The following is a 13027-nucleotide window of genomic DNA, read 5'->3' as shown; positions in this document are numbered from 1 at the left end:
GGGCGCGGCGGGCGATTCCGGGGCGGCCGGGGCATCCGGCACGGCGGGCGTGGCGGAAGACCCCGGACTTGGCGCAACGTCAGACGCCGGACCTGCGGGCGGCACGGCCGGGATCACCGGGGACGACGCCTCAGCAGGGCTGGCCGTGGCCTGTCCCTTGGGCAGGTCGGCCTCGGGCAGGGTCAGATCACGCTCCCCTGGGGCCGTGGATTCGAGCGGGCCCGACGACGACTTCCCGTCCGGGGACGAGGCCGGGGAGCGCATCTCGCCGCCCTCGACCTCAAAAAGCGGCAGATCGGCGATGATGATCTCCACCCGGCGGTTTTCCTGGCGACCCTCGGGGGTCTCATTGGAGGCCACGGGCTGGTAGAAAGCCCGGCCCATGGCCGTGAACTGGGCCGGGTCCACCCCGTGGCGCTCGCTCACATAGCGGATGACCGAGGAGGCCCGGGCCGTGGACAGCTCCCAGTTGGACGGATAGACAAACGAACGGATGGGCACGTCGTCGGTATGGCCGACCACGAAAAACCGGCGGTCCTTGACCTTTTTCAGCACCTGCCCGACCTTGCCCAGGATGGACTGCCCCCGGGGGGTGATCTCGGCGCTGCCGGACACGAACAACACCTTGTCCACGAAATTGATCTCGATTTTCTCCCGGAAACGGCGGATGCGCACGTCCTTGGAGTCCACCTCGCCCTGGAGCTCGGCCAAAAGCGAATCGTAGGCGGTCTTGAGTTCCTCGGCTTTTTTCTCAAGCTCCCGCACCTGCTCAGTGGCCTGGCGTTCCTCCTCCTTGGACTTGAACAGCTGCTTGGCCAGGGATTCCACGGCCTGGGGCACGCCCTGGCGCTCGTAGAGCGTCTTGGCCAGGTAGGCGGTCAGGGCGATGGGAATGAGCACGATGGCGACCATAAGCACCTTGAGATTCTTTTTGCTCATACCGTATACTCCCTCTCCCGGACGGCCGTCGCCCGGTCTTGATGCCGGATCGTTTCCGGAGCATAGTCCGCCTGCCGGTTCACGCCACGCGCGGACCATAGCCGCTTCAGCGCAAAAAGACCACCCGGGACGCCTATGACAAAAAAAACGGTTCCGCCCCCCGCGCCGCGCGAGATGGACCTGCTGGAGATGCCCGCCTCAGGCCTGGCGGCCTACTGGCTGTCGCTGAAAAAGCTCCAGGACGCCAAGAAAGGGGTCAAGATCATTCAGGAGGAGCAGGCTGCCACCAACGAGCCCTTCATCCGCCATCTCTTGGACATCGTGTTTTCCGCGTTGCCGGAGGAGACCGTGCGCCGTATGGCCCTGGCCAAGGAACAGGCCCTTTTGCGGGACATCAGCCGCAAACTGACGATCATCGCCGTGACCCTTTTGTCCGTGGCCAGAAACGAGAATCCGCGCAAGACCCTGGTGGCCATGCTGTCCCTGTTCCCCTTCCCTCCGGTGCGCGAGGCCGAGGCCATGGACACGGCCAACCAGTTTCCCGAACGCATCAAGCGCGGCGAACTGGACCCGGCCATCATCGCCGACGTGGACCATGCCGCCCGGGCCGAGCACCTGATCCTGCGCCTTCTGCACTACGCGCTCACGGCCCGCCGCGACGGCAAGGCCGCCGCCGTGCCGCTGCTCAAGCACGCCCGATCCCTCTATTTCACGGAAAACTGGACGCTTCTGGCCGACGGATTCGATCCGCCCTTTCTGGAACGGCGTCTGGCCTCCCAGCGCGCCCAACTCCTGGCGGCCACCCGCTGCAAGATGCGCATGGCCACGGAAATGGCCTTAGGCATCCGCAACAAGCATAGCTATGAGGATGTGTTCCGCATCGCCCGGTCGTTCATGGCGGATTGAGGAAGATTGGATGAACGTTGTGGAGAGCTGGGCGCTTATCCCTGCTCCACCCGGTCGCGTCCGGCGGACTTGGCTTTGTACAGGGCCGTATCCGCGCGCCTAAGCAGATCGTCCAGGGTCTCGCCCGCCCCCTGGCCCTGAACCACGCCGAGGCTTATGCGCACGGGCAGGGGCTCAGCGTTCGGGGCCAGTCCCATGTCGGCCACGGCTCGGCGCAGGCGTTCAGCCACGTCCGCAGCCTCCCCCAGGCCGGTTTCCGGCAGGATGGCGGCGAACTCCTCCCCGCCCAGCCGCCCCAGGATGTCCACGGCACGCAGGGCGTCCGTCGCCGTGCGGGCCAGGGCGACAAGCACCATGTCCCCCACGCCGTGGCCGAAGGTGTCGTTGACCTTTTTGAAGTGATCCACGTCGAACATGATCAGGCTTAGGGGCCTGCCGGTCCTTTTGGTCCGCTCGATCTCGGCCTCGCCCATCTCCACGAATCGGCGACGGTTCAAAAGGCCCGTCAGACCGTCGGTGGTGGCCAGTTCGCGCAACGCCTCCTCGGCGCGTTTGCGTTCGCTGATGTCCCGAGCCGAACCCACGGCCCACCAGCGGTCGTCCCGGCGAAACGCGGCAACGGACAACTCCACCGGAAAAGGGGAACCATCACCCCGCCGGGCCACATATTCGCCGATCTCGTTGATCACCGCCCCGTCCCCCGTCTGCTTGAAATCCCTCAATCCGACCCGGGCCTTGTCCAGTTCGTCGGCCGGGGCCACCACATCGTGCAGGGGCCTGCCTTCCATGTCCTGTCGGGAGACGCCGAACATGCGCTCGGCCGCGCGGTTCCAAAAGGCCACCCGGCCCTGATCGTCGGTCATCACCAGGGCGTCCTGAGAGGCCTCGCTCATGGCCCGGAACTGCGACTCGCTGTCCGCCAGTTCGGCCTGGATCATGTCCCGCTTTGCCCGACCCGAAGCCCACAGCCAGGACAGCCCCCCAAGGAAGACCGCCAGGCCGACGGTCATGACGATAAAGACCGTGTTCAGCGGCGGGGCGAGACGTTCCTTCGGAACCCGGGCCACGATCTTCCAGCCCTCTTCGGGAATCATCACCGACGACGACGTGATGCCGATGGTGGAATCGGCTTGCACGACATCAAACGTATATAAGGCGCCATCCAAAAGAAACTGCCCCCGCTCCTGGCTGCGAATACGTTCCCAGGTTCCGGGCCAAGCTGACTGGACTGTCAGTTCACTACGTTCCCTAAGCTGAAATCCCCATTCCTCCTCCGGTGTCGGACCCACCAGCCAATACCCATCCGCATTGACCAGGAGTGGACGCCCAAGGGCAGCGGAGGCCGCCTGCCGCAACCGTTCGCGGATCACCTCGCCGTTGAGGTTGAGCACCACGATCCCGGCAAAACTTCCGTCCGCTCCAAGAACCGGGCTGGAAAAACGAAGAACGGGGAGCAGGGGGATCTCAATCTCGCCGCGCTCCACATTGAGGTCAAAGCGCGACACGGAAACCGAGCCGAAAGGCAGAAGCGTCCCTTTCTGGAAATAGGCGGTTTGCGACTTGTCCTGAAACTGGCCGTCCGGGGCGAGTCGCGCGCCTTCGGGCGTATTGTCCACCCTGACGGACTCCCGGCCCCGGGAGTCCAGAAAGCGGACCTGCACATATCCGCTCTTGATTTCGGCAAACGACCACAGCAGATCGACAATGCGTTCATGGTTTGACGCATGTTTCGAATCGAGTTCATCCGTGATGCGCGCGGCAAGGAAGGCGGCGTCCGCCGATCTGGCCGCCAGAATCGCCGACATGATCTGGGCCTCCCGGTTGACGCGGGCCGCTTCCCTGGCCTTGATGGCCTCCCGTTGCGAGGCGTTGGACATGGCAAGGTACATACCCCCGCCGATAATCACGAATACCAGCAACGAGGCATATAGCACCATGAAATGTCTAAGAATACGGCGTGACTCCGTCGGCACGGCCCCTCCTTACCCTGCATATCGACAAAAATACTAAGTGATCTCAAGAGATTTGTATGTCAAGAAAATTGAGACAGATGCATAACATGAGCAAAGCGGGTCGAAGAGATACCGATTAGCCATGGAATCATCGAGAAAGAATCCCAGAAAGTTCTGAAATATGTTTTGGAAGACAGTCTAGGAGGAATGCTGCATCAGGATCGGTGCAAAATTCAGTATCCGCCATCAGGATGTCAAGCCAGGCATCCGGCGTAACGCGGCGCAGGGCGGCTGCAAGATCAGGCACGTGTTTTTGAACATCCGGACGCTGCATAAGCGTGGAGAGCAGCCCCGCCGCGGCGGTCGACAGGCACCACCCGGGCAAAAACACCCGCTCCCCCACCCCGTCCAGCCGGTCCAGGCGCATGAAAAGGGTGGTGGTCAAAAAGAAATGCAAAAGCCCCCGCTCACCTCCGCCCAGGGCCGACGGCCCATATCCCCTGGCCGTGATGAGCCGGGTCTCCACCCCGCCCCCGTCGCTCCTGACCACGAAATCACCAGCCGCATGCCGCCAGGGCCAGATGCGCGCCCCGCTCTCCACATCCAGGCACAGGGCCAGGATGCGCGCGGCCTGCCGAAAGATCTCCTCGGCCGTGTCCGGCCCAAGAGGCGTCAGCCCGCCGCCGTCGAAATCCCAGGCCACTGCGCCTCCTCCGGATGTGGCGTGGAATTCGTGGAAGCCCGAAAACCAGTCCACAAGCAAAATATCCAGCCGGTCGCCCTCATCGAAGCACAGCGGGCGGGGCAGTCCGGCCTCGGGAACCTCCCGGGACAGGCGGGAAAGGACGACCTGCTCCCGGGCCAGGGCCGCCCAGCCGTGGGGGCTTGTGGCCACGTTGGCCCCGAGGAGGGCCCGTCCGCCGGGGAACCGGACCTCGATGCTGGCGGGGTGGTAGAGCGCGCCATGCTTCTGGGCCTTGAGGACGAGCTCCGTGACATCACCTGTCGTCACCGTCCGCCCGGCGGCCTCAAGCAAAGCCGCATGGCCCGCCCCCAGGCAAAAGTCACGCAGGCCTGCGAAATATTCCCCATAGGTGGTGGACAGGGGGCAGCCCTCCAGGGGGACGTCCGCCAGTTCCGGGGCATAGGGCAGGTCGCCGTGGGGCGAGGCCACCAGGAAGGTGACGGGCCAGGCGGCAACCGAGGAGGTCATGGGGCAGCGTGCCGCCGGGAGTCACGGAATCGTGCGGCGGCGGCGACGAAGTTCCCGGCCCAGTGGGGCGCTCCCAGGGCATGGATGTGGGTGTAGGCGGCGAACGTGGCGTTTTCGAGCAGGCCGTCCAGGCCGTGCAGCATGCCCGTGCCGCGTTGCATGTCCAGGCAGAAGGACTCGGGTCCGGGGGCCGGGGGCGGCGTGCCGTCCAGGGAGGCCAGACAGCGGGAATAGTGGAACTCGTGGCCGCAGAGGGGAAATCCCACGGGATGGAAGGGGTTTTCCCGGCGCACGGCGGCGTTGGAATAGCCAAGTCCCTGGGGCCTGGGGCACAGGGTGGTGGTCAGGGGAAAGACCCCGGCCATGGGAAAGGACTCGCCTGCCACCCGCAGATCCCGGCACAGATACATGAATCCGCCGCATTCGGCATAGATGGGCATGCCCGCCAGGGAAAAGGACAGCACCCGCTCACGCCCCTGCCGGTTGTCGGCCAGGGCCCGGGCCATGGTCTCGGGGAAGCCGCCGCCCAGATACAGACCGTCGATCTCGGGCCAGGGGTCCGGGGTGAGCAGGCTGACGAAGACCAGTTCCGCCCCGGCCCGCTCCAGGGCCTCCAGATTTTCCGGATAATAAAACCACAGGGCCGCGTCGCGCACCACGCCGATGCGCGGCGTCCCGGCATCCCCGGCGCGAAGGACCGGTTCCGGCCACAGCGGCAAGTCCCCCGGCCCTGGCGGAGCCATATCCGGGGCGGCCTGGGCCAGGGCCGTGAGCCGCGGCAGATCCACGCCGTCGGCCACAAAATCGGCCACCGTGTCCAGGATGGCCGCATGCCCCGCATGCTCCCGGTTGGATAAAAGCCCCATGTGCCGTTCCGGGATGGGGTTTTCCGGCATCTTGGGCAGCATGCCCAGAACCGGCACATCGGTATAGTGTTCGATGGTCTGGCGCAGGATGGTGCGGTGGCGCTCACCGGCGGTGCGGTTGCAGATGACCCCGGCCAGGTCGAGGCCCGGCTCGAAGGCGGCGCATCCGGCCACGATGGCGGCGGCGGTGCGGGTCATTTTGGTGGCGTCCAGGACCAGGACCACCGGGGCGTCCAGGCGTCTGGCCAACTCCGCCGTGGAGCAGGAGCCGAGCACGTCCTTGCCGTCGAAAAGGCCCCGGTTGCCTTCGATGACCGAGATGTCGCAGCCGTCTGATTTCTCGTAAAAAAGACCCCGGACATGACCCGGGGGCATAAGAAAAGGGTCCAGATTCGAGGCCTCCCGGCCGGCCGCAAGGCCGAGCCACGACGCATCAATATAATCCGGACCCTTTTTGAAAGGGCGTACCGTGAGTCCCTGTCGGGCCAGGGCCCGACAGACTCCGAGGGTGACGATGGTCTTGCCGGCTCCCCCGGAAAGTCCCGCCAGAACCAGACGCGGCCGGTTGCTCACGATTGCGTGCGCGTTATAGCCGGGGATGCCGACCTGCGGAACGATCCGGGAAAGGATCGCAACGTCCGCTAGTCTTCCTCGGCGGCCTGCTTGCCCACGCCGGCCAGACCATACATGGTGGTCGAGCCGCTGGACCAGTACATGAGCTTTCCGTCCTGCACCAGCGCGGTGAGAATCTTTTTGACCTCGCGCTGTTTCATGTCCGGGAAAACCTTGCACAAGTCGGTGAAATAGAACTTCGACTTGCCGGTCTTGCCTTCGAGGAACTCAATGACTTTTTGCTTTTCCGCTTCCATCGCGTCGCCTCTTTTTTTTTTCCGGGCACGGGAAGATCCCGCGCCCGGAGGTGTTGCGTCTTTTATGCCACGTGGCTGGTGAACTTGAACTGAGAGCTCTGCCGCCAGGTGTAGTAGGCCGGATCGCGGAAGTCGTCGATGCAGTGGTGGGAGAACTCAAGGCCGCAGACCTCGAAGAACTTTTCCCAGCCGATACGCTCGGCCCACTCGCCCAGACGCTCGTACTTGTTGGCGTTCTTGGCGTAGACCTCAACGATGTGCTTGATGGTCTTGGTCAGGGTCGGCCAACGGGGCGGCTCGTTGGGGATGTAGGCCACAACGACCTTGGAGAACTTCGGCATGGAGATCCGGTTGGACACCTTGCCGCCGACCATGAGCACGATGCCGTCGCCCTGTCCGGAGGCCAGGGGCATGGCCGGGCACATGGTGTAGCAGTTGCCGCAGTACATGCACCGCTCGGGATTGACGACCACCGAGTTGACCTTTTTGCCTTCCACTTCGATCTTGGACGGTTTGATGGCGCCGGTGGGACAGGCGGCCACGGCCAAGGGGATTTCGCAGATGTTGTCCAGGATTTCGGTCTCGACGATGGGCGGTTTGCGGTGGATGCCGACGATGCCGATGTCGGAGCAGTGCACCGCGCCGCACATGTTCAGGCAGCAGGCCAGGGAGATGCGCAGCAGGGCCGGCAACTTCATGGACTGGAAGTAATCGAACATCTCGTCCATGACGGCCTTGACCGGGCCGGAGGCGTCGGTGGCCGGGGTGTGGCAGTGGACCCAGCCCTGGGTGTGGATGATGTTGGAGATGCCAGCGCCCGTGCCGCCGATGGGGAACTTGAAGCTTCCGGCGGCGAACTTGCGGCCGGACAGGTCGGCCACCATCTCGTCCAGGGTCTTCTCGTTGTCGACCATGAACTCGATGTTGTTGCGGGTGGTGAAGCGCAGGTGGCCGCCGCAGTACTTGTCGGCGATGTCGCAGGCTTCACGAATGAGCGACACGGTCATGAGCCGGGCAGTGCCGCAGCGCACGGTGAAGACCTTGTCGCCGGTCTCGGACACATGCATCAGGATGCCGGGTTTCAGGATCTCGTGATAATCCCATTTGCCCTTGTTTTTCTTGATGACAGGAGGATAGAAATCCTCAAAATTCCGCGGGCCGATGTCGGTGATACGATCTTCCATCGGCTTGCTGGGATTGTATCCGGAAGAAATGAATGCCATGCTGGTATTCCCCCTTTATCTCATGTGACGTTCGCGGTAACCCTTCTCGTCGTGCTTCCAGCCGCCCGGGACTTCATCTTCCTTGAAGAAGATGTACGGGTTGGACCGGGGCTCCTTGACGTGCTGGGGTATGGCCTTGATATTGGTGACCTCAAGCAGCTTCTGGAAGCCCATGCGCTTCATGGTCTCGCCCAGGCGCTCGCGGTTCTTGCCTTCTTCCATCCACCAATCCCAGATGTTCTCGATGACTTCCTTGATCTCGTCGTAGGGCTCTTCGACCGGGATAAACGGCACGAGCATGGAGCCCATCTGGGCGCCGTCCAGGATCGGGGCCTTGGCGCCGCACAGGATCGTGGCGCCGGTCTCCAACCCGACCTTCAGGGCCGCAGGCATGACGTTCAAGCAGTGCATGCAACGGGTGCAGTTGCTGTTGTCGATGCTGAGCTTGGAACCGTCGTAGCTCATGCACTTGGTCGGGCAGCGGTCCACGACCTCGGCCACGATGTCGAACTTGCCCCAGTCGCGACCGGCGTGGGCGCCGCCATTGGGCTTGAACTCACCGGCCACGTACGCTTTCACGCGATCCTGGTCGATGCGGATGTCGTCCTTCCAGGTACCGATGACCGAGAAGTCGGAGCGGGCGATGGAGGCCACGCAGCAGTTCGGGCAACCGTCGAACTTAAACTTGAACTTGTACGGGAAGGCCGGACGGTGCAGCTCGTCCTGATAGTCGTTGGTCAGGGCGTAGCAGATGGCCTGGGTGTCGTAGCAGGCGAATTCGCAGCGCGATTTGCCCAGACAGTCGGCCGGGGTGCGCAGGTTGCTGCCCGAGCCGCCCAGATCGGTGTTGAGGGTGTGGGTCAGCTCATGGAAGATTTCTTCCAACTGCGGGGTGGTGGTGCCCAAAAGCACGATGTCGCCCGTGGAGCCGTGCATGTTGGTCAGGCCCGATCCGCGCAGATCCCAGATGTCCATGACGCCGCGCAGGTATTCGGTGTTGTAGTACTTTCCGGCCGGCTGGTTCACGCGCACGGTGTGGAAATGGGCCACTCCCGGAAACTTCTCGGGCTGGTCGCAGTACCGGCCGATAACGCCGCCGCCGTACCCGAACACGCCCACGATGCCGCCGTGCTTCCAGTGGGTCTCCTTGTCCTTGTAGGCAAGTTCAAGGACGCCCAGCAGATCGTCGGGGCAATCCTGCGGGATCTGAAAATCCAGCCCAGCCGGATTCTTCGCCCGCTTGTCGGCCTCCTGCTTGATGTCGGACACAAAGCTGGGCCATGGCCCGCTTTCGAGTTCGTCCAACATGGGAGTTTTGTGTTTCGCCATTTGTTTCCTCCAGTGGTTTTGAAGAGTTACGCCTTTACCAAGAACCGCGTGCGCCCAAGGGAACGACCTCCCGCAGTGGCGCAACCCCCTGCCAGACGCATGCCCAGGCACGGGGGGTGTTCGTACTCGACACGGGAAAACGTGAAAATCCGCACAAGAGTTTTACCTGTAAGGAATGCTTGGACAATCTGTCAACAGGAAACCCCTTGCATACCCTAGTCAGACAGGGAGTTACTTAACATCCAATTGAGATCGTTGCAAAGAAAATTTCGGTTCCGCCCGGACACGTTCCGTGCTAAATGTCACAAGAAACGCCAACCTCCCGGGAAGACACTCTTTTTGAAAAGTCTCTCACCTCCCCCCACCTGCCGCCGCTGCGGCGTCTGCTGCCGCAAAGGCGCTCCGGGTCTGCACCTGGAAGACCTTCCCCTGGTCGTTTCCGGGGTCGTGCCGCGATCAGCCCTGGTGACGCTGCGCCAGGACGAGACCGTGCGCGACAATGTGACCGGACGGCTGGTGACGCTTCCCCTCGAAATGGTCCGAATCGGGGCCTCCGGCGACAGCCCGGTTTGCCCTTTTTTTCGCGAACCAGGGGACTGTTTGATCCATGACCGAAGCCCCGCCGAGTGCCGGGCGCTGTTTTGCGCCGCACCCCACGCCCTCATGGCCATGTACGATAAAAACCGGATGACCCGGCGCGACCTGATCCCCCAGGCGAGCCCCCGGTGGGAGCTTGTGCAGATTCACGACGAGCGCTGCCCGGCGGGCGAGGCCATCCGCCTCTGCCTGGCCGCCCGGGGCGACCCGGCCGCTGCCGCCGCCCTGGCCGAGATGGTGCGCTTCGACGCCGCCTTCCGGGAACTGTGCGTGGAGAAGGCGGCACTCGCGCCGGACGAACTGAGGTTTCACTTCGGACGGCCGCTGGCCGAGGTCATCAAGCCCTTTGAGCGGAAACGCGCCATACCTTTCGCCGCAGAGGACTGCAAGACCCTTCCCTGCTTGGCGTCGCCTCCACCAAGCCGTTTCAGGCTCTGCCTCGGAAACGGACACACCGTATCTCATGATTCCCTGGCGGAGGTCTCCGTGATGTCGACCAACTCGGCCTGCATCCAGCCGCGCACCGAATTGAAAAGCCGCACGGTTCCCGCCGCCCGCACCTCGTCGACGCCGATGCTTCCCTCAACGATCTCCCCCTGTCGCAAAAGCTCCTCCCGGAACACCCCAGGCAAAAGACCGTCGGCCAGGGGCGGGGTCACGAGCCTTCCCCCGCGCTGCACGGCCACATTGGCGATGGTCGTCTCGGTGATCCGCCCCCTTTCATTAAAAAGCAGCACGTCGTCGCAGTCCGGCCGATCCCGGCGGGCCTGTTCGTAAGGAACGCGCCAGTCGGTCTTGTGGCGCAAAAGAATCTGCCCGGACGACACCGGCCTGCGGGCCAGGCCCAGGCGCACAATCCGGGGAAGCTCCCCAAGCGGCGCGGCCTGGACCTCGAAACGGCCGCCTGCCTCCAAGAGCAGCCGGACCCGGAACCGGCCCCTCGCACGCCCATCCAGCGCGGCTTCCAGCGCCCGGCGGGCCGCATCGGGGCCGAAGACGAATCCCAGGGTCCGGGCCGAGGCCCTCATGCGGGCCAGATGTTCCGGCAACAGGACATATCCGCCTGCGTCCAGCAAAAGGGTTTCCAGGAGCCGGAACGCCCCGCGCGCCCCACCAAGGAATCGCATCTTCACCTGGCATTCCGCGTATTCCCCCTCCGGGTCGGAGTCGATGGTCACCCCGCCGCCCGTCCAATACTCCGCCCGGCCGCTGGCGGCGTCCAGGCGGATGGTCCGGATGGGCACGCAGAATTCGCAGTCCCCGCCCGGGCGCACGAACCCCAGCGCGCCGCAATACATGCCCCGAGGCCGCCCCTCCAGGGCGCGGATGATCTGCATGGTGCGCACCTTGGGGGCGCCCGTGACCGAACCGCAGGGGAAAAGGGCCTGGAAGATCTCCAGAAGTCCGATGCCGGGCCGCAGGCGGGCGGCGATCTCCGAGGTCATCTGCCACAGGGTGGGATAGGCCTCCACGGTGAACAATTTTTCGAGCCTGACCGAGCCGGTTTCGGCCACCCGGCCCAGATCGCTGCGCAGAAGATCCACGATCATGACGTTTTCCGCCCGGTTTTTGGGGCAGGCGGCCAACTTAGCGGCCAAAGCCGCGTCCTCGTCCGGCCCCGATCCGCGCGGCATGGTTCCCTTCATGGGCCGCACGAGCACGTCCCGGCCACGGCGCTGAAAAAACAACTCCGGCGAAAAGCACAGCACATGGTGCGCGCCCATATCCACAAAGGCCGCATAGCCCGCCGCCTGTCCGGGCAGCAGGTCGGAAAACAACCGGCGGGAATCCTCGGAAAACGCCGCCTGAAACGGCATGGTATAATTGACCTGGTAGGACTCCCCGGCCCGTATATACGTCCGGATATGCCTCAGGTCGGCCAGGTATCGGTCTTTGGACACCAGGGCCCGCCAGGGGGAGAGGGCATAGCTCCCCGTTTCCCGGCCCGGGGATGGAGCGAAGGCCTGCTCCGGGGCGAGCGTGTACGGTGCGGCGTAGATGGCGGCATAGGCCAGGGGGAAATCCCGGGGGGGATGCACGGCCAGGGAGGGATCAAGGGCGGAGGCGGCCTCGTAGGCCACGGCCAGTACCGCCCATCGGCCGGCCTGGGTGGCCTGCCGGACCCGGGAAAACATCTCCGGCACGTCGGACGGAGTCAGGGCGCAACAGACCGCCAAGGGATTTTCAAAGGCCATGTTCCAGCCCGGGCCGTCCCCGGCCAGGGACTGAAACACCGCCGTCCCTTGACCGGTTCCCGGACCGCCCCCGGGCAACCGGGCCATATCGTCATGTCCTGCGGATTTCAAATGAAGTCCCAGTATGGTGCATTGCCTGGCAAAAGACATGCAAGGCACGGAACCGTCCGTGTTTCAGACTACGGCAGCCACGTCTCCCCTCCGGGCCAGGCGCAGGCGGCATCAATCCCAGAATCCGTCGTGCCGGAAGGTCAGGGTGCGTCGGCCGCAGGCCGGGCAGAGGTAGCCGCCCTCGAACAGCGCCGCCACGCCCCGGCCGTCCGGAAGATTCCAGGTGACCAGGGCCGGGCCGGGATGCTCCGGGGCCAGGGCGGGGTCGTTGTAGAACACCATGTCCGAGGCCGGGCAGTCCCCGGCCCCGGCGGCCGGGTCCAGAAGATTGCCCAGGGCGATGGCCCGGGCTTTCCGGCACAAGGCCGGAAAGCGGCAGACGGTGCGGAAGTTTGTCAGGCCGCCGAACAGGTTCATACGCTCACGATGGTAGCCGCAGGGGCAGGAGGCGGAAACGATGGCCCCGGACTGGGCCGGGGAGGGGACGGCCAGAAGAATCACCGGCAGGGTCAGAAGCGCGGCCTTTGAAAGACGCGCCATGACGCCGGAGAAGGCCCTTTTGAAATATCGCAGACACGTCCGGGCGTTTTGCATGTTGGCTTGCATCCGGGTTCACCCCTTTTCCACGAACTCTGCTCGAACCCATAGCCCGCCAACCCCGAAAAGGGAACCCAATCGCCGGATGCGGGAATCTCGGCATGGCGGTCAGCCCCGGAAGGGGATGCAGAATGCCCGCGATTTCACTGTGGAAGGTGTCGTTACCCGGCAGTCAACCCCGCAACCGCCGCGCACGCCCCCCTCGCCCTCCAAACGCCAAAAGCCCGGCT

At 64.3% G+C, this 13027-nt stretch carries 11 protein-coding genes; 1 reads left to right on the top strand and 10 read right to left on the bottom strand.

Annotated elements, in window-relative coordinates:
- Window positions 1-939: OmpA family protein (locus V3572_RS14285; RefSeq protein WP_332111689.1), on the bottom strand; the 939-nt coding region annotated here is incomplete at its 3' end.
- A gap of 135 nt (window positions 940-1074) precedes the next feature.
- On the opposite strand from V3572_RS14285, the gene V3572_RS14280 reads away from it, so the two are divergent.
- Window positions 1075-1845 (top strand): hypothetical protein, encoded by a 771-nt coding sequence (locus tag V3572_RS14280; protein WP_332111688.1) that lies wholly within the window; start codon window positions 1075-1077, stop codon window positions 1843-1845.
- A 35-nt stretch (window positions 1846-1880) separates the two neighbouring features.
- On the opposite strand, the gene V3572_RS14275 is transcribed toward V3572_RS14280, so the two are convergent.
- The 9 genes from V3572_RS14275 to V3572_RS14235 form a co-directional block, all read right to left on the bottom strand.
- Window positions 1881-3734 (bottom strand): sensor domain-containing diguanylate cyclase, encoded by a 1854-nt coding sequence (locus tag V3572_RS14275; RefSeq protein ID WP_332111687.1) that lies wholly within the window; start codon window positions 3732-3734, stop codon window positions 1881-1883.
- Between the two features lie 211 nt (window positions 3735-3945).
- A complete protein-coding gene (locus V3572_RS14270) occupies window positions 3946-5010 on the bottom strand; it encodes a hypothetical protein (RefSeq protein WP_332111686.1) in 1065 nt (354 codons plus the stop codon).
- Entirely contained in the window at window positions 5007-6449 is a 1443-nt protein-coding gene (locus V3572_RS14265) for a cobyrinate a,c-diamide synthase (protein WP_332111685.1), read from the bottom strand. The genes V3572_RS14270 and V3572_RS14265 overlap by 4 nt, the downstream gene beginning before the upstream one ends.
- Before the next feature lie 68 nt (window positions 6450-6517).
- On the bottom strand, window positions 6518-6745 hold the full coding sequence (locus V3572_RS14260; RefSeq protein WP_163302399.1) for a dissimilatory sulfite reductase D family protein: 228 nt from the start codon (window positions 6743-6745) through the stop codon (window positions 6518-6520).
- A gap of 62 nt (window positions 6746-6807) precedes the next feature.
- Window positions 6808-7968 carry a dissimilatory-type sulfite reductase subunit beta gene (gene dsrB / locus V3572_RS14255; RefSeq protein ID WP_332111684.1) on the bottom strand — a complete coding sequence of 387 codons (1161 nt, stop codon included), beginning with the start codon at window positions 7966-7968 and terminating at the stop codon, window positions 6808-6810.
- A gap of 15 nt (window positions 7969-7983) precedes the next feature.
- The gene (dsrA, locus tag V3572_RS14250; protein WP_332111683.1) at window positions 7984-9297 is read right to left on the bottom strand and encodes a dissimilatory-type sulfite reductase subunit alpha; all 1314 of its coding nucleotides are present in this window, start codon (window positions 9295-9297) and stop codon (window positions 7984-7986) included.
- A 456-nt stretch (window positions 9298-9753) separates the two neighbouring features.
- Window positions 9754-10347: a hypothetical protein gene (locus tag V3572_RS14245; RefSeq protein WP_332111682.1), complete on the bottom strand. Its 594-nt coding sequence runs from the start codon at window positions 10345-10347 to the stop codon at window positions 9754-9756.
- Window positions 10348-10355: 8 nt separating this feature from the next.
- Window positions 10356-12176: an aminodeoxychorismate synthase component I gene (pabB, locus tag V3572_RS14240; RefSeq protein ID WP_332111681.1), complete on the bottom strand. Its 1821-nt coding sequence runs from the start codon at window positions 12174-12176 to the stop codon at window positions 10356-10358.
- 135 nt (window positions 12177-12311) lie between these two features.
- Window positions 12312-12806 (bottom strand): hypothetical protein, encoded by a 495-nt coding sequence (locus V3572_RS14235; RefSeq protein ID WP_332111680.1) that lies wholly within the window; start codon window positions 12804-12806, stop codon window positions 12312-12314.
- Window positions 12807-13027 lie beyond the last annotated feature (221 nt).

The sequence above is a fragment of the Desulfolutivibrio sp. genome, assembly GCF_036584575.1.
Lineage (GTDB): Bacteria > Desulfobacterota > Desulfovibrionia > Desulfovibrionales > Desulfovibrionaceae > Desulfolutivibrio.
The sequence above is the reverse complement of the archived record's forward strand: the minus strand, read 5'-3'. Positions and strand labels throughout refer to the sequence as shown.